This is a genomic window from Peribacillus asahii, from assembly GCF_004006295.1.
Taxonomy (GTDB): Bacteria; Bacillota; Bacilli; order Bacillales; family DSM-1321; genus Peribacillus; species Peribacillus asahii_A.
The window spans coordinates 832,267-850,415 of record NZ_CP026095.1 but is presented as its reverse complement, the minus strand read 5'-3'; the positions used below and the strand labels follow the sequence as shown (position 1 = coordinate 850,415).

14 protein-coding genes, 1 pseudogene and 1 riboswitch are annotated in these 18,149 nt (G+C 36.9%); of the genes and pseudogenes, 7 read left to right on the top strand and 8 right to left on the bottom strand.

The window, feature by feature from the left end; translation table 11 throughout:
* Nucleotides 1-120 precede the first annotated feature (120 nt).
* On the top strand, nucleotides 121-1,104 hold the full coding sequence (guaC, locus tag BAOM_RS04270) for a GMP reductase (protein WP_127759190.1): 984 nt from the start codon (nucleotides 121-123) through the stop codon (nucleotides 1,102-1,104).
* A gap of 208 nt (nucleotides 1,105-1,312) precedes the next feature.
* Here the strand turns inward: guaC and thiT are convergent, their stop codons facing one another.
* Complete coding sequence (gene thiT, locus BAOM_RS04265; protein ID WP_306821295.1) at nucleotides 1,313-1,888, bottom strand: energy-coupled thiamine transporter ThiT; 576 nt, start codon at nucleotides 1,886-1,888, stop codon at nucleotides 1,313-1,315.
* Between the two features lie 107 nt (nucleotides 1,889-1,995).
* Nucleotides 1,996-2,098, bottom strand: a riboswitch (TPP riboswitch).
* Between the two features lie 233 nt (nucleotides 2,099-2,331).
* On the opposite strand from thiT, the gene BAOM_RS04260 reads away from it, so the two are divergent.
* The 3 genes from BAOM_RS04260 (at nucleotide 2,332) to BAOM_RS04250 (ending at nucleotide 6,123) form a co-directional block, all read left to right on the top strand.
* Nucleotides 2,332-3,210 carry a cation diffusion facilitator family transporter gene (locus BAOM_RS04260; protein ID WP_127759188.1) on the top strand — a complete coding sequence of 293 codons (879 nt, stop codon included), beginning with the start codon at nucleotides 2,332-2,334 and terminating at the stop codon, nucleotides 3,208-3,210.
* A gap of 225 nt (nucleotides 3,211-3,435) precedes the next feature.
* Nucleotides 3,436-4,512: a sensor histidine kinase gene (locus BAOM_RS04255; RefSeq protein WP_164853124.1), complete on the top strand. Its 1,077-nt coding sequence runs from the start codon at nucleotides 3,436-3,438 to the stop codon at nucleotides 4,510-4,512.
* A gap of 279 nt (nucleotides 4,513-4,791) precedes the next feature.
* Nucleotides 4,792-6,123 carry a hemolysin family protein gene (locus tag BAOM_RS04250; RefSeq protein WP_127759186.1) on the top strand — a complete coding sequence of 444 codons (1,332 nt, stop codon included), beginning with the start codon at nucleotides 4,792-4,794 and terminating at the stop codon, nucleotides 6,121-6,123.
* A 157-nt stretch (nucleotides 6,124-6,280) separates the two neighbouring features.
* Here the strand turns inward: BAOM_RS04250 and BAOM_RS04245 are convergent.
* The 3 genes and pseudogenes from BAOM_RS04245 to BAOM_RS04235 all read right to left on the bottom strand — a co-directional run bounded on the left by BAOM_RS04245 (nucleotide 6,281) and on the right by BAOM_RS04235 (nucleotide 8,474).
* Nucleotides 6,281-6,912: pseudogene (locus tag BAOM_RS04245) on the bottom strand (DedA family protein).
* Nucleotides 6,913-7,024: 112 nt separating this feature from the next.
* Nucleotides 7,025-7,744 carry a FixH family protein gene (locus tag BAOM_RS04240; protein ID WP_127759185.1) on the bottom strand — a complete coding sequence of 240 codons (720 nt, stop codon included), beginning with the start codon at nucleotides 7,742-7,744 and terminating at the stop codon, nucleotides 7,025-7,027.
* Between the two features lie 106 nt (nucleotides 7,745-7,850).
* Nucleotides 7,851-8,474, bottom strand: a complete 624-nt coding sequence (locus tag BAOM_RS04235) for a YitT family protein (protein ID WP_306821294.1) — start codon at nucleotides 8,472-8,474, stop codon at nucleotides 7,851-7,853.
* A 522-nt stretch (nucleotides 8,475-8,996) separates the two neighbouring features.
* Here BAOM_RS04235 and BAOM_RS04230 point away from each other — a divergent pair.
* On the top strand, nucleotides 8,997-10,358 hold the full coding sequence (locus BAOM_RS04230) for a hemolysin family protein (protein WP_127759184.1): 1,362 nt from the start codon (nucleotides 8,997-8,999) through the stop codon (nucleotides 10,356-10,358).
* 324 nt (nucleotides 10,359-10,682) lie between these two features.
* Here BAOM_RS04230 and ytvI read toward each other — a convergent pair whose 3' ends face one another.
* The 3 genes from ytvI to BAOM_RS04220 all read right to left on the bottom strand — a co-directional run bounded on the left by ytvI (nucleotide 10,683) and on the right by BAOM_RS04220 (nucleotide 13,119).
* Entirely contained in the window at nucleotides 10,683-11,726 is a 1,044-nt protein-coding gene (gene ytvI, locus BAOM_RS04225) for a sporulation integral membrane protein YtvI (protein ID WP_252283071.1), read from the bottom strand.
* A gap of 169 nt (nucleotides 11,727-11,895) precedes the next feature.
* Complete coding sequence (locus BAOM_RS24845) at nucleotides 11,896-12,027, bottom strand: DUF6254 family protein (protein WP_252283070.1); 132 nt, start codon at nucleotides 12,025-12,027, stop codon at nucleotides 11,896-11,898.
* A gap of 66 nt (nucleotides 12,028-12,093) precedes the next feature.
* Nucleotides 12,094-13,119, bottom strand: coding sequence for an NAD(P)H-dependent flavin oxidoreductase (locus BAOM_RS04220; protein ID WP_127759183.1), 1,026 nt, complete (start codon nucleotides 13,117-13,119; stop codon nucleotides 12,094-12,096).
* Nucleotides 13,120-13,278: 159 nt separating this feature from the next.
* On the opposite strand from BAOM_RS04220, the gene trhO reads away from it, so the two are divergent.
* On the top strand, nucleotides 13,279-14,235 hold the full coding sequence (gene trhO, locus BAOM_RS04215) for an oxygen-dependent tRNA uridine(34) hydroxylase TrhO (protein ID WP_127762439.1): 957 nt from the start codon (nucleotides 13,279-13,281) through the stop codon (nucleotides 14,233-14,235).
* A gap of 171 nt (nucleotides 14,236-14,406) precedes the next feature.
* Complete coding sequence (locus tag BAOM_RS24840; protein WP_257467618.1) at nucleotides 14,407-14,541, top strand: hypothetical protein; 135 nt, start codon at nucleotides 14,407-14,409, stop codon at nucleotides 14,539-14,541.
* 82 nt (nucleotides 14,542-14,623) lie between these two features.
* Here BAOM_RS24840 and BAOM_RS04210 read toward each other — a convergent pair whose 3' ends face one another.
* Nucleotides 14,624-18,136: a hypothetical protein gene (locus BAOM_RS04210; protein ID WP_127759182.1), complete on the bottom strand. Its 3,513-nt coding sequence runs from the start codon at nucleotides 18,134-18,136 to the stop codon at nucleotides 14,624-14,626.
* Nucleotides 18,137-18,149 lie beyond the last annotated feature (13 nt).

Sequence of the window (18,149 nt, the reverse complement as noted above, 5' to 3'; positions counted from 1 at the left end):
CTAAGCGAAATCTTATAGTATAAAAAGCTTTGACAAACTGATAATAATGATGTAAATTACCCATTAGACGAACATTTTTATTTATTGTTAATTAAATATTCGTATTTAGAGGTGTAAAACATGGATAATGTGTTTGATTATGAAGATATTCAATTAATTCCGGCAAGATGTATAGTACAGAGCCGTTCTGAATGTGATACAACGGTAACTTTAGGGAAACATACATTTAAGTTACCTGTAGTACCTGCCAATATGCAGACTATTATAGATGAAAAGATTGCTATTTACTTAGCAGAAAATGGCTACTTTTATGTGATGCATCGCTTCGAACCAGAGAAGCGAGTATCTTTTATTAAAGATATGCAATCACGAGGATTAATCGCATCGATTAGCGTTGGAGTTAAAGATGAAGAGTATGAATTTATCCAACAATTAGCAGAGGAACAGCTTGTGCCTGAATATATTACGATTGATATTGCACACGGTCATTCGAATGCAGTCATAAAGATGATTCAACATATTAAAAAATACTTACCTGATAGTTTTGTGATTGCTGGAAATGTAGGCACTCCAGAAGCAGTAAGAGAATTAGAGCATGCTGGTGCGGATGCGACAAAAGTAGGCATCGGGCCAGGAAAGGTATGTATTACAAAAATTAAAACCGGATTTGGAACAGGTGGTTGGCAATTAGCTGCACTGCGTTGGTGCGCAAAGGCAGCAAGCAAGCCGATTATTGCTGACGGAGGAATTCGTACACACGGCGATATCGCTAAATCGATTAGATTTGGTGCAACTATGGTCATGATTGGTTCATTATTTGCTGGACATGAAGAATCACCAGGAGAAACGTTTGAGAAAGATGGGAAACTCTATAAAGAATACTTCGGTTCCGCTTCAGAATTTCAAAAAGGCGAAAAGAAAAACGTAGAAGGCAAGAAAATGTTCGTCGAGCACAAAGGTTCTTTGCAAGATACATTAACAGAAATGGAGCAAGATCTTCAGTCCTCTATCTCTTATGCAGGTGGAAATAAGTTAGAAGCAATCCGCAATGTAGATTACGCTATCGTTAAAAACTCTATCTTTAACGGTGATAAAGTGTATTAAAAGCTTTTAAGCACCCTGGATAGTCAACCATATCCATATGATTTTTTCATACCAAGCTGAGCGAGAGACTTTCATACTTGCTCAGTTTTTTTCATAGATTAATTTGTGGCTCATTTAAGCCACAAATCAAATGGAACAACCATATTCACGAACACTTAAAAATTAAACGATAGAAAAAGCCGGACCTATAACAGATCCGACTGAAGATTTAATACGCTTTTCTTATTAATACATTTCTTGCCGTTGAATAAAGCATGGCCACGATAATAGCAGATAGTACAAAGCATCCTAGCATATACGTGCCGTTATAAACGAGCGAGTAAAGCGCGACTGGTTGGCCTGGCGGCGCATACTCTCCATAAAGAATAATACCAGAAGCAAAATGACATAAAAATCGTAAAAAGCTTCCTAACAGCACTCCGCTTATAATGTAAAAGTTAGCTTTCGAATAGTTCCCTTCCCTTAAGCTCACATTTACCTTATTCACATATACACCAGCGAACCCTACCACTCCAAAAGCTAAGAAATAATCTATAATCCATGAAGCAAAATGATACGGAATGGCTCCCGTTATAATTTGCAATCCTCCTAATAAAACTCCAGTAAGGACTCCGCCTTTAACTCCCCAACGAAAGGCCATTAGAAAAACAGGAACCATCGCAAGGGAAATAGAACCTCCTTGCGGCCAAAACCTTCCCATAATCGCACCTGATACAAAATCAAGCAGCAACGCCAAAGCAGCAAAAATCGCTACTTCCACTAAAAATAGTGTTTTATTATTCATTATACTTCCTCCTTCTCCTATTTAGAGAAGCGTGATGAGCTGCCCGTATTGCTTTTTTTCCAAATAAAAAAGCAATACTAGGGCGGTAATGGATGGCCCGTATTGCTTTATATCCAAAACCACATCCCTACGCTAGCATTAACTAACAGGTTCATAGGGTCAGAACTCATTCGCTCACTCTCAGCCTCTTCGGCTCCCCTTGTGGACGTATTTAATTTTTATCCTAGGTTAGAATATACTACTAGTTTATTCATAAAACAAGTACTAATCTTTTCTCCCTTCCTAATTAAGGATGTATTTTTAGCTGTGACCAACTTATTTTTAGCCCATCAATACAAATGCAAAGATACAATTTAGATGGATGAGGGAGACATTGTTGCTATAGACCCACTACGGTTTCATTTGATATCGTTAATACGCAAGTTTGCAATGGGGGTACAATCATGGATACAGATCAAAATTCTCTTTCAGCTGAAAGAGGGGCCTATATTAGTATCATCGCTTACATATTTTTAGCATCGCTGAAATTAACGGTGGGCTATTTTGGTCACTCCAAAGGCTTATGGGCTGATGGATTAAATAATGCGACCGATATTGTCGCTTCGGTTGCCGTATTAATTGGATTAAAAATTTCAAAAATCCCGCCAGATAAAAACCATGCATATGGCCATTTGCGTGCAGAAACAATCGCTTCTTTAATCGCTGCTTTTATCATGATTACGGTCGGTATTGATGTCATTACCGGTGCTATTGAAGATTTTTTTACAGAAGATACTCAATCACCAAGCATATTGACAGCAATTACAGCATTATTCTCCGCGGCGTTTATGTACGGTATTTATCGTTATAATGTAGCGCTTAGTCGAAAAATAAACAGCGCTTCTATTTATGCGGTTGCACAGGATAATCGATCGGATGCACTCGTTAGTGTAGGGGCTTTAGTTGGAATTTTAGGAACCTATATCGGCATCGCATGGCTCGATGGAGTCGCTGCTATCGTTGTCGGAATTATTATTTGTAAAACAGCTGTCGAGATTTTCCTAGACGCTTCCCACTCCTTAACCGATGGCTTTGATGAAGAGTTATTACAAAAAATTGGAGTGACCATTTCAAAAACAGAAGGCGTTAAAGACATGAGCGCAATTAAAGCTCGTATGCATGGAAATGAAATTCTTGTTGAAGCAACCATTCATGTAAACCCGCTTTTAACGGTTATCGAAAGCCATGAAATCACGGTTCAAGTCGAACAAAACTTACTATCGGAACATAATGTTAAATATGCAATCATTCATATAGAACCTTATACGACTTCACAACAGTAACCAACAGCTATTTTGTTGGTTACTTTTTTATTGGCTCTATTATATGACTTTGTTGATTACTGGCTTATTATTGAATACAACCTTTTTACTAGTTATAAAGACACAAAAAAACGTTTTTTTAGAATTTTTGCATAATTTTCTTTAGAAGTTAAAGGATTTTCGTTTCCTATTAGCGAAATAGGAATAATCAACGAAAAAAATCTTTTCCTGTCAATGGAGGGCGAGATGCTATTTAATAACGCTACAGCAATTGATTTCTTAATGGATCATAAAGATCGTATTATTAGCCAGTGGACGCAATTCTCCCTTTCCGGAGAAAAAGTCGAACATTTTTTCAAACTATTTATAGAAAAAATGAAAAAGCAGCAATCAACGCTTGAAGAGTGCTTAGATTCATTATCGGAAAATATTGCGACAGAACAATTTCTTCAGATTATGAGTATGGAGGAATTCACTAAAACGATTACAGCTGGAAGATCCATTATAATAGAAGAAGTACTTACTTTACATTTAACACCCTGTGATTCACTTCGTCTCATTAATGAAATTAACCGTTCACTCGATCAATTGATTCAACAGACCATTACTTATTACGCAAAATTACAAGCAAAATCGCTAGAAGAACAGTACTATTTCATTAGTCAGACACATAAAGACCGCTTGACTCTGCTCGGTCAAATGACATCTAGCTTTGTTCATGAATTTAGAAATCCATTAACATCCATTATGGGATTTATCCAATTGCTACAATCGGAACATCCAGAAGTAAAATATTTAGATATTATCTCAAGTGAACTTAATCAACTAAACAGTCGAATCACACAATTTCTAAATTTATCAAAGAAAGAAAAAGCAAGTGAATATATTGATTCCTTTTCTATTTCAAAGCTTGTCGATGATGTTATTGAATTTCTTTACCCAAGCATATTAGAAGCGAATGCTACCGTTTCGTATGCCATTCCAGACGATATAATGATTAGCGGCTCTAAGGAAGAAATACGTCAAGTATTGTTAAATATTATCTTAAACGCACTAGATGTCATTCCCACAACCTCTGTACCGACTATTACTATTTCTGGTACACAATCTAGAGAAGGATTACTCTTAACGATTGCTAATAACGGTCCAAAAATCCCAGACGATGTATTGCCAACTATTTTTGATCCTTTCGTCACCACCAAAACAAAAGGAACTGGACTTGGCTTATTTGTTTGTAAAGAAATTATTGAAAAACATGGCGGCTCTCTTACATGTAATTCTTCAAATTTCTTAACAACCTTTACGATTCATCTTCCTATTTGAAGGTGAATTTTTTTATGGGCATTATTTCATAGAAGGATACTATTGATTTTTTAATGGAATGAATCCTATTTCCGTATACTAATATTAACTTTCCATTAGGCTATGAATAAGATTTAACGAAGCTTTCAATTAAAATGAATAAGCGATAAAATAATAAATAGTTGGAACTACTTTCATACCGTTATTGAAGCAGAGGTATGATTTTATAAATTTTATTGTATTTTGGGAGGTGACTGAGATCGATCAAACTCCATAGATTTGATTTGTATCTCGCACTAATTGGACACTTTTAATTTAATACTAGTTATTCTTTTAATTGCATTAACAGCTTTCTTCGTTGCTTCGGAATTTTCTATTATCCGAGTTCGCAGCTCTAGAATTGATCAGCTCATCGAAGAAGGAAATAAAAATGCAATGGCCGCAAAAAAAGTGATATCCAATCTGGATGAATATTTGTCGGCAACACAACTTGGGATTACCATTTCAGCTTTGGGATTAGGATGGCTTGGTGAACCTACTGTTCTACATCTCATTAAACCTTGGTTTGATTTATTACATATTCCAGCTCAAGCAGCCGAAATTTTATCATTTGTTATTGCCTTTTCGCTTATTACTTTTTTAAACGTTGTTGTAGGTGAATTAGCGCCCAAAACGGTCGCTATCCAAAAAGCAGAACAAGTGACGCTGCTGCTTGCTAAACCGTTACTATTCTTTCATAAAATTGCCTTTCCTTTTATTTGGCTGCTGAATCATTCAGCTCGTGCCGTAGTAAAAATGCTTGGATTTAAGCAAACGAATGAAAATGAAGCCCATTCTGAGGAAGAATTACGATTTATCTTATCCGACAGTTATGAAAATGGAGAAATAAACCAGTCAGAATTCAAATATGTAAGTAATATCTTTGAGTTTGATGATCGTCTTGCCAAGGAAATTATGGTACCGCGAACAGAAATTTTGACCATTTCAAAGGACGAAATACTTGAAGATTTCGTCAACATGGCGAAGCAAGAACGGTATACACGCTATCCTGTTGTGGAAGGCGATAAAGACCATGTAATTGGCTTAGTTAACCTAAAAGAAGTGTTCGCTGATTTAATCAAAAAACAAGATAATCGCTTTAACAAAATTGAAACATATACTCGCCCTATCATCCGAGTAATGGAAAATATCCCGATTCATGATCTGCTGCTAAAAATGCAGAAAGAACGGATTCATATGGCGATTGTTATGGACGAATACGGCGGGACCGCTGGGCTTGTTACAGTGGAAGACATACTCGAAGAAATTGTCGGTGAAATTCGTGATGAGTTTGACAATGACGAAGTACCGTCTATACAAGTTCTTTCAGATGGACATTATATTCTTGATGCAAAATTACTCGTTAAAGAAGTCAATGATTTACTAGATTTAGAAATTGATGATGAAGATATCGATACGATTGGCGGCTGGATTTTAACAGAAAATTATGATGTATCTCTTGGCGATATCATTCAAAAACAAGATTTTGCTTTTAAAGTTATCGAAATGGAAGATCATACAATTAAATTTATTGAAGTACAGAAAGTGAAACAACCGATATTACAAGCAGACAATCAACTAGAAGAATCCTGACAAAAGGAGCTGTCTAAAAACGGACAGCTCCTTTGCTTGTTTCCTGGATTTTGTCCTTCATGATTCCGTTGAAGAACATTTCCCTTCCTGGATTCCGGATTTTGTCCTTCATAACTCCTTTGAAGGATATTTTCACTTTTAGGACACCCTTCTTCCTCTAGCCCTTCCGATTATAATCGTTCATTTTCTTCACGGTTATAATCGGGGGTGTGCGTTTCTGACTCCACATAATATATCCACTAATAAACAATACAGATAGCACAGTTAGCGGAATAATATATGGCGTCGCAAAGCTTCTCACCTCTTGCCAATTTTCCCCGAGCAATTTCCCTAATAGCAAAAATAAAACGGTCCATGGAATAATCGCCGCAACAGTATAAATAAGAAACTTCCAATGAGACATTTTCGCAATGCCTGCCGGGATGGAAATGGCATGGCGCACAACAGGAATGAAGCGTGCCGTAAAAATTACCGCTACCCCATAACGCTCAAACCACTCCTCTGCCATCGTTATATGCTTTTCTTTAATCAATACATATTTACCATATTTCAATAAAAATGGCCTGCCTCCAAAATAACCGGCCCAATATAGAAAGAGCTGGGCTAATGTCCCCCAATTACCCCTGCAATTAAAGCTCCACTAAAAGTCAATTGTCCAATTCCTACTAAATATCCACCGTACCCTAGTACTAACTCACTTGGGATGACTTCCACCATCAACCCTAACATAATGCCTATGTACCCTAAATCCGAAAAAAACTGCAAAGCTAACATAATCCATTCTGACATAATTAGCCCGTTCTCCCTTATTGTATTTTCGAAATCGCTCGTCCCTCTATTCATAAAGTTATTTCAACTTCACAAAAAAAAGACCAACTTTACAGTTAGTCTCTTCCCTGTCTTACTCCACTTCAATCGTTTGTAATTGATGCTCATGGAGCTCGCCTTTTTCTACATGTACTTGGATTTTATAAGTACCTTCGTCTTGGAAGGATACTTTATTTTGATATTTCCCGCTCTCTTTTTCAATCGCTTTAATAAAATGGCTTTCTTCGCTTCCCTCTTTCCAAACTTCAAAGCTCACATTGGCCGCTGTTAACGGTTTTCCATCTAAGATTATAGCTGCTTCCACATCAGACTTTTGTCCAGCTTTTGCCCGGTTATTAAAGAACTCAATAGAAAAGTCCGAACTTGGATGAGCCGATGTTTCTGAAGGCTTATGCTCTTCGATTACAAATTCTTTCTCTGGCATAACATGAAGACCCTTTGTCGTTACATGAGCGATTACAAAATATTTTCCGCTATCCGGGAACGTATGTAATACTTGATACTTACCTTCTCCAATATTTTTCGCACCTAACATCGTTCGCTCATCGCTTCCAGATTTTCGAATTTCAATAAGCACTTCATCCGCTTCCTGAATGACTTCCTTTCCTTGTTTCACTGAAGCCTCAATAATAATCTCCTTGCCTGCTACAAGATCGCCCACACTTGAAATTGAAGCGACTAACGGAGTAGTAACCGTACTATTTACTTCCTTCCCCTCTGGCATTTCTGTTTCTTGACATCCTGCTAATAGTACAAGTACAAGCAGTATACTAAACGCTGGTAATTTCTTCATCGCATAACTTCCTTTATATTAAAATGAAATATAGTGGAATATTTGTCTTCACCAACCTCCACTAAATTCCATATTTACCCAAAAGGAATGATTTTATACAAAAAAATCACCAGGATCTCCTCACCGTAATCGACGTCATAAAAGCTCCAGCAATAATGGTGAGCACAGAATAACAAAAAATGCTTACACCAACAATATTAATACCTGATACGAGTACACAACTATCTAGGAACAAAATAATTAACCCGACATTCCATCCGCTTTTTTTAGAAATAATGTGAGCCAGCATATCTGTTCCTCCTGTTGATGTTTCATAACGAAGCATAAGACCAATACCTAACCCAATTAATAAACCGCCTACTATAGCACTAAGCGCAATTGGCACCTTCCAATGTATAATAATGTTTGAACAAAGATCGATACACAAGGAAGAAACGAGTAAACCATTTAAACTGCGAAAGAGCCAACTCCTTTCAAAGAACCAAACATATGCATAAAGGGGTGCACTAAGTAAAATAATGCTTAATCCAGCAGGAAGATGAAAATAATAATGAACAATAAGCCCAAGTCCAATCAATCCGCCATCTAATAAATGATAAGGAACTAAAAAAAGGTTGATAGCAATTCCAAGAAGCAAGCTACCAACAATCGTCGCTGCTACCTTTTCAATATATGATATATAAATCCCCCCATCATAAGCTCGTCCGTTTCTACACAATATGTCATACAAGATAAAAAAATTAATCTTAATGCTTCTATTTTTTCAACCATACAAGAATGAATGAACAAGCAACCATATAATGTAACAGAGTGATTATTTCAAAAAGAGGGTTAATTGACTGAATATTCTATAATATCGAGAGAGAAGTAAAGAAAACGGCTAAAAAACGCTAATATTCCTTTAAAACATTCATATATTAAGCAATAATCGTCAAATTAGCCCTTCTAGTCGGTTTGACGGAATTTATGACTATTTCTATAATGAAGATATTTAATTAATTAGAATTCGAGGTGATTGGATGGGGCATTAAAGGATATTCGTAGTGACGAGCGGATACTACGTATTCCGATGCAAAAGTGTATATGGAAGAAGCTACTAATCTTACAGCACTTATTCACGGAAAAAGTTCTTGTAGCTCCCGTCTCGTCGTAATCCAGCATCACATATTTAACGAACAAAAATTCAGTATATTTTAAAAATCTAGGAGGTGGACTCCTGATTCGCCTTAAAGGCGAGTTAAGGGAGACTTATTTGGACATAATAAACTTGGTTTTGATTGCCATTCTAATTGCTTTGACAGCATTTTTTGTAGCTTCAGAGTTTGCAATTGTTAAAGTAAGGAGTACAAGAATTGACCAATTAATTGAAGAAGGAAAAGCGAATGCCATTCAGGCAAAACGAGTAACCTCTAATTTGGATGAGTATTTATCCACCTGTCAGCTTGGTATTACGATTACCGCACTTGGTCTTGGTTGGCTGGGAGAACCGACTGTTGAAAGAATTTTAGGACCGCTTCTAACTCAACTTCATATCCCTAATTCTGTTGCTCATATTTTATCAATTATCATTGCCTTTTCCCTTATTACCTTTATTCACGTAGTTGTCGGAGAATTGGCACCAAAAACGTTAGCGATCCAAAAAGCCGAACAAGTAACTTTGCTCGTATCGAAACCATTAATTTGGTTTAACAAAATCATGTACCCATTTATTTGGATACTGAATGGAAGCGCGCGAATGCTTACAAGAATGTTTGGTTTAAAAGCTGTATCTGAACATGATATCGCTCATACAGAAGAAGAGCTTCGTATTATCGTTTCAGAAAGTTATAAAAGTGGTGAAATTAACCAATCTGAGTTTAAATATGTAAACAAAATTTTCGAATTCGATGATCGGATTGCAAAAGAAATCATGGTACCTCGTACAGAGATTGCCACATTATCTAAAACAGATACGATTCAACAATTTTTTGAAGTTTTATCAGAAGAGAAATACACACGTTATCCTGTTATTGATGGGGATAAAGACCATGTCATCGGGATGGTCAACATGAAAGAACTATTTACGCAAATGATTGATAAGAGCAACCAGTCAACTCAAACGATTGAACAGTATATTCGTCCAATCATTCGAGTGATCGATAGCATCCCTATTCATGACTTATTAGTCAAAATGCAGAAAGAACGAATTCACATGGCGATTTTAATGGATGAATATGGCGGTACATCAGGGCTCGTTACAGTTGAAGATATTCTAGAAGAGATTGTCGGCGATATTCGCGACGAATTCGACTTAGACGAGGTTCCAGATATTCGTAAACTCAAAGACGATCACTATATCATCGATGCAAAAGTATTAATTAGCGAGATCAATGATTTACTCAAAATTGATATTGATGATGAAGATATCGATACAATGGGCGGCTGGATTTTAACGGAGAACTATGAATCTAAGCAAGGCGATGTTCTCAAGTATGGTGATTATCATTTTAAAATAAAAGAAATGGAAGATCATCATATTCACTATATTGAAATTTACAAACCAGCTACAGTCATTACAGAAGTGGCAGAGGTGAAAGATTTCCCAATCATCTCCAAAACAGAGATTGTTTCATAAACACAAAAACCCCGCACTTTTATAAGCGCGGGGTTTTTGTTGTGCTCATTTCTGCTCTATTGCACATATACTATAATTTAACAGATATCTTTATTCATCCTAAATTATTGTAATTAAGTATAATTATTCCCTTCTTGCTCGATACTGTTAGTAAAAACGACTTCAAGGAGGTAGAAACATGAAAGTCATCTCAATCTGTCAACACTGCAAAGGAAGAGGAAAAAAGAAATTTCTCCAATTCTTCTCACGCAGTTGCTCCCACTGTCAGGGAAAAGGCAAAAAGGTAAAAAACATAAACGACGTTAATCAACAGTTTAAAAGCTTCTAAAGTTTAAAATTAGGCTTAATTACCCCTACCTTTTTTAATGTTTCATAGACAATCACTAAGGCGGGACCAACAAAAAGCCCAATAAATCCGAGCAGCTTAAATCCTAAATATAAACTGATTAAAGCGGCTAACGGTGTTAATCCCATATTAGCCGAATAAACTTTTGGTTCGACCGTTCTTCTCACTATTGTAATGACAAGAAAGAGAAGCAATAAACCAATTGCCAAATGCTGATTCCCTTGAAAGAAAACGATGATTGCCCATGGCACAAGCACGGAACCTGTTCCTAGAATAGGCAAAATATCCACAATAACAATTAACAAAGTAAGTAATAAGGTATAAGGAACGTTTAATAACCATAAGCCTGCGTACGCCATAACAAACGTAAGTAAACTAAGCAACACCTGTGCTTTCAAAAAACCAACGGCTGCTATACTTAAATCTTGATACACGAAAGAAATCTTTTGGTAAGTGGAATCTCTAAAAAACTGTTTCACCCTTTCCCTGATAACCGGCAGTTCTAAACAAATTAAAAACACGGCAATTAAATAAATTAACAAATCAATAAATAAAGCCGGCACTGATGTAACAAACTGAACCGTTCCTTGTACAAAGTTTTGCGTAAAGCCTTCTAACGAACGAATTCCTCTTTCCATTGCATTTTCAATAGACCAAATCGTATCAGCCGGAAGAGTTTTGGAATATTGCTCCCACTGTTTAATGAATGGGAGCATCACCGTTTGATACAACTCTCTCGCAATATCTGGCACCTTTTCCGAAACAGTAATGATTTGCCTCGTTAAAACAGAAATTAACAGAAAAGTTAAAGTCGTTAAACTCCCCACATACAAAACGAATACAATAAAAACTGCCCATAACCGTTTCATCGAAAAACTTTTACACAACCAATCTACAATCCCATTCAATAAAAGCGCTGTAAACAAAGCTAAAATTAATGCCCATGAATACGGAATTAACCAGAATAAAAGGAGAAGAAATCCTATCCTCCACATCCAAAGAATCCATATAGAACGATTCACTTTAACACTCCTCTATTTAGCCATTCATTCTTATATGTATGTGAGGAAGTCCAGTATCTTTCGTCATCCTTTTGTTTTATATTCAAACAAATAAACATGCCATTCTAAATCGTATAGAATGGCATGTTTATCGTTTAATTAATATTTTCAAATTCCTACGGAAATCATGTTATTCCTTATTAGCTTCACTTTTTACTGTTCCCTCAGCTAATTGCTCAAAAGAGTTGACTTTTCCATGAGGATTTTGCGATTGTTTTCTTTTTGTCCATTGTCTTTCCTCTTGTCGTTTGGATTGCGTCATAACTATAAAAACCCCTTTACGTAAATGTAATCAATAATAGATTAACCTTAGGGGCTATTTTCATGCCTAAAATTTTAAATTAGCCATCTGTACGATTTCTCGAACGACTTCTCCTGCTGGCAGCTCCTTGGCTAGTCTATGCCCCTGCCCTGCCCACAATGCCATAAGCTCTGGTTCATTTTTTTGCCCGGCTACCTTTCGCATCGTCTTCGTCATATGGTGAAGATGTGGATAAGCCGCTGGAGCTTCAGCACTATAAGTTGTTAAAAAATAATTGACTAACCCGCGTGCACGTCGGCCGCTAAAAGCACGTGTCAAAGCAGTTTTCTTAAATCGAGAATCAACGAGTGCTGCTTTATGAACAGAACTCGCTCCACTCTCTGGACAACGAAGAAAAGCGGTTCCTAATTGAGCGGCCGTTGCACCTGCTGTTAGTACCGCGGCAACGTCTTTCCCATTCATAATTCCACCTGCTGCAATAATCGGCAGGTCTATTTCTTGTTGGATGAGGCGAATTAATACGAGTAACCCATAGTCTTCCTCTGTTTCATTCTTAAAAGAACCGCGATGACCACCTGCCTCTATTCCTTGTGCACAAATGGCATTCGCTCCTCGCTCTTGCGCAATTTTTGCTTCCTCTACATTTGTAACGGTCACGATAACGATTGAGCCTGCCTGTTGGAGTTCACGAATGACTTCTTCCGCTGGACACCCAAATGTAAAGCTGACAACCGGTACTTTTTCTTCTTTTAAAACAGCTATTTTTTGACTCCACTCATCATCATCACTGTATGCTTCTCCAATGGTTGTTTCGATCTTTAAAGCTTCTTGTTCAATTTTTTGCCGATACTCCACTAAAACGCCTTCGTCCACTGATTCATCGCTTGGGACAAATACATTTACACCGAAAGGCTTTTCTGTCATTTGTCTTATTTGGACAATTTCTTTTCGCACATCTTCAGCTGTTTTATAACCAGCAGCTAGAAAACCTAAGCCTCCTGCATTTGATACTGCAGCGGCTAATACAGGATTGGATGCTCCTCCTGCCATTGGAGCTTGAATAATCGGATATTTCACTAAGTTTTGTAACATTTCCTTCACCTCTTGGTTACTTTTTGGAAAATAAGCTGTTTTCTTATCTTTTATGCATTAATTTGATACAATAATGGTCTGTAAGAGAAATGTTTTAAATAGATTATCTGCCTAAATACATTATACCTTGCAAATATAACCAATAGGTGGTAAAAAATGATGACAGAAAATAAACCATACAGAGTATTGCTGTATTATAAGTATGTAACGATTGAAAATCCTGAGGAATATGCGGCTGAACATCGAGCATTTTGTATCGAGCACGGGTTAAAGGGCCGTATTTTAATTGCGAAGGAAGGAATCAATGGTACTGTTTCTGGTACAGTTGAACAAACAAATCAATATATCGAAATGATGAAAAACGATCCGCGATTCGCGGATATGGTTTACAAAATAGACGAAGCAGATGAGCATGCTTTCCCTAAAATGAAAGTTCGCGCTCGTCCAGAACTTGTTACACTTCGCTTAGAAGATGATATTAACCCGAATGAACTAACAGGCCGCCATTTAAGTCCAAAAGAATTTTTTGAAGAAATGCAGGATGAAAATACGGTTGTACTCGATGCTCGTAATGACTATGAATATGACTTAGGTCATTTCCGCGGAGCAATTAAACCAGATATTTTAAACTTCCGTGATTTACCGCAATGGGTACGTGACAATAAAGAAATGTTTGAAGGAAAAAGAGTGTTAACCTATTGCACAGGTGGTATTCGCTGTGAAAAATTCTCAGGCTGGCTCGTTCGTGAAGGTTTTAAAGATGTTGGTCAACTGCACGGTGGAATCGCTACGTATGGTAAAGACCCTGAAGTAAAAGGTGAGCTTTGGGACGGACAAATGTATGTATTTGATGAAAGAATCTCTGTTCCAATTAATCAAAAAGAGCACGTCATTGTTGGTCGCGACTATTTTACTGGCGAACCTTGTGAACGCTATGTAAATTGTGCAAACCCAGAATGTAATAAGAAAATCTTAGCGAGCGAGGAAAGTGAACATAAGCACCTGCGCAGCTGTTCTCATGAATGCCGCGTGCATCCACGCAACCGCTATGTAGCTGAGCATAACTTAACTGAAGAAGAAGTGGCAGAAAGACTACAACAATTAGTAACTCAATAACTCATTAATCGGTGCAATGAATGAAAAATCATTCATTGCACCGATTTTTCTTTGCCTATCTGCTAATTCGGCTTATTATCTTGCTCATGACAAACAGCTCGATAAAAATCGCATAAATCCGCTCATACTGGATAACCTATACAAGTAAACAGTTAAAAGGAGCGATGAACAATGAACTCAGAACAAGATTATACTGCAGCAAGCCTATCGCAAGATGCTCTTCAAGATTTACAACAATTCGAAAGCAAATTACGTACTGAAACGAATAAAGAAGTTATCGTTATTGCGTATGAAAGAGAAAAATAAGCTCCAAAAAACGGTAAGCGTGTTCGCTTACCGTTTTTTAGGAAAGATAAAGTCAAATAAAATTCTCTACATGTTTCGGTGTCTAACTCCATTTATTAAACCAATTTTTAATTCGTTGTTTGTTCCTCTCCAATATTTCCTTCGAAGTTGTGTTTTCTTTTTGTTTTTTCCACTCCAAAAAGCTAGCAACAGCAATGAGCAAAATACCACCAATAATTAAATAAAACCACCATGGCATTTGCCCCCATAACGAATTCGTATTCATATAAATATTAAGTAAAATCGTCCCTGTTCCAGCAAGGAAGAACGATTTATATTTCATCATAAATCCGAATAACAGAGAGATTAAAGAAATCGTTCCGATAATCAGCGCATCTGTTAATGTATTCCCTTCCATTGCATCAAAAATTAATACAAAAAACAGAAAAGAAACAATAACGAGCTCAACGATTTGAGTTGTTTTTCCAAATGCGAAAATCTTTCTACATAACACCGGCACAATAATCAATAACGGCACAACATACACTTCCGTAACAAATACATCTGGAATAGACAGTTGCTCAACAATCACCTGATATGGATATAAACATAACGTGATGGCAGCAGCCGCATATATCTTTCGCTCTTTCAAATCAATAGTCCACACTCGAATCGCAAGGAAATATAGAACAACTAGGAGAGACACAAAAATCTCTACACTCATCACACTCGTTGTATTCGCAAACACTTTCGCATTCATCGCGATTACATAAAACAAACCGAAAATCCGATAAAAATCAATAATAATCGTTGATTCTGTCCGCTTTATCAAGCCCAAGAAGTCTCGTTTACTAAGTAGAAGCATGACAGCCATTAACACGAATAACACAATCATGCCCAGTACAAGAGATAAATTCCCGACATACATAACAAAATAAATGAAGGCTAATAAAAGCGGTGCTACAGTAGCATTTTCCCACTTCTTCTTCCGTAACAAATATAAGGCACCAGCTAATAGAACAGTTACAAGCCCTGCCCAAACTTCTGTCCATTTCTCTGGAAACCCATAGGCATATACTTCTGCAATATGAACGAACGTAACCAAATGTAAGAAAGGAATTAAGTACCATTCAATAAGATGCTTCCATCCCGTATTAGCTGCGCTCCACAACACGATGATGATAATCGCGGTCGTTACTAACGTAAGAGACATTGTATACTCCACTAATAAAGAACGTTCAAATACTAATAGCACTTGGACATAAAGTGTGACGAAACCAACGTAAGTAAACACATATCTTTGCCAATTAATCTTTGTTCGTAAAGCACTCCATATATAGACAGCCAAGATTAATACATACAGCCAAGGTGTTGCGCCTTCTATGCGGATAAGCAGATACCCTATAGGAATCGCTAACATATTCATCAGCTGACTCCACCAAAAGAAATATTGCTTGCCGTTCCTTGCGTATTTGCCAAGCCACTCAGCAAGCAATAAGAAAAGTAACGGACCTAACAAATAATACGCAATATTGAAGGAAGGCTGCTTGAAGTCGAATACTGAAAACAGTGAACCATAGACTCCTACACTCGTAATAAGAACCGGGATCCAAAGCAAGTGATGACGATACTGATGTACGGACCATCCGTTAATAGCGGTCGTTAGAGTGATTAGCAGCGTGATAACTAGTGGAGGCAACGAGCTGCCAACTAAGAATAAAAACGCTAGAAACGATAACACTTGCCCAGCAATAAAAAACACATGAAAGAATACTTTTTCTGTTTTCTTAAACAAACTGCCGATTCCAATAGAAAGTATAGCGACTATCATCGTATGAACACTAATCTCTATATTATTTTCATAAAATGGACTTATTTGATTGAAATATGGATACAGTGTCATACAGGCGACAACTAAACTAATTGGGAATCCATAAGCGCTTACTCTTCTCATCTCTTCGCTGCGATCTTTTCGATACGTAACATAGAGTAATCCGGAAATAATCGCTAAACCTGCACTAAGGTCAAGCCATTGTAATGCAGCTAATTTCAACGTTAACATACCTAGCATACTGCTGCCTGCAATATATAACGCACTTTCCTTAAATAAGCGTAGTTTCTCAGAATAATAGATATATAAACCTAAATAGAGCAAAAGCTGAATCACAAACAGCAAATTTACCGTATTCGAAAAATCTAAATCCAAAGCAAAGCCTAAATAAACAAAGGCTAAACTAAATAAAACAAGAGCTGGATATGTGTAAGCCTTTCTTTGCGTTGTAAAAGAAAGATACACAAATTGACAGGTTAGTACGAGCAAAGCTAAAAAGATTTGAGCTTCCTGGTCGGTCCACGCCATTGCATTCACATAGATAAAGACTAAGCCGCCTGTTACTAAACTTGTCTGTCTAAAGCTTGTCGCTAATGCTTGATTTCCTTTACCCAGATAGTTGGACAAACCGATAAATATCAACGGCAGTATAGCAAAGGCAACAATTGAATATTCTTTCAAAAACGATTGATACACCGTATGAACAAATCCATAGGTAAACACGATACTAAAGACAAAATGAAAATAAAGTTTTTGATGCTTAACAGCCAATAGTAAAAATAATACAGATAGGATTAGTAATGTGAATGAATACATACTATTATTTGAAAATAAAGTAAGGGTGACAAACGTTTCTGCTATTATTTTAAACATCATAAATTGAAAAACATACGGTTTAAATAACATCAGCTTCGTCTGGCTCTTCACATAATCAAGATTCCATAGGAACAACACGTTTAATAAGGCCATCAGCAGCAACAACACGTCTCTTGAGAAAGTGATATAGGCCAGGCCAAAGTACGTTGTCATCGCAAAAGTAACTAATGAAATCAACACAAATACTTTTGACTGAAAATATTGAGCAATTTTCATATAAATCGCAAAACAAATGACTCCCCCAATTAACCCAAGCAACCCTCTTCCATTCCCTTGAAGCGATAAATATTCTCCAAAAATTTGATAATAGGAAGCAGATAAAATCGAGATGGGGATAAACAAACTCGCTAAGGTTAAAAAGGCAAAGGCTGTTTGTTTAATTTTCAGTTTGGAAGCAATAAAAGCCATACCGGCAAAAAACACAGACACTAAGCTAATACTCATCACTTTTAAAACAGCATTTAACTCTCCCCATGTGGAGGTAGCCAAAATAAGACCGCCAAACAATAGAAAGATAACACCTGTAATTAACACAATGGAAATGTTTCGCTCCCGAAGCTGCTCCGCCGTTTTTTCAGGCTTTACTGTAACTTTTGGAACGATTACCGGCTTGATTGGTGCTTGAGCTGTCTCTATTTCGTGTGAAATGATTGGTTCTTCAGAAACAATTTCCTTCACTTTTTCTTGTGATGGTATCGTCGGTTCCATCACATTTTTCTTTTCTTCTTTTACAGTATGATTCGTTTTCTCCTTATGAATCATTTGCATGCTATAGCGATCGTACAAACGACTGATTCGAATATAATCTGTTTTTGGAATAAGTCTTTGTTCTCGCAACACCTGCAGCTCTTGTTGAAAAATCCGCCGCCGCGTCTCTAATGGTATGTCTTCTTTAAAAGGATCGCTCATTCTAAGCAAAGCC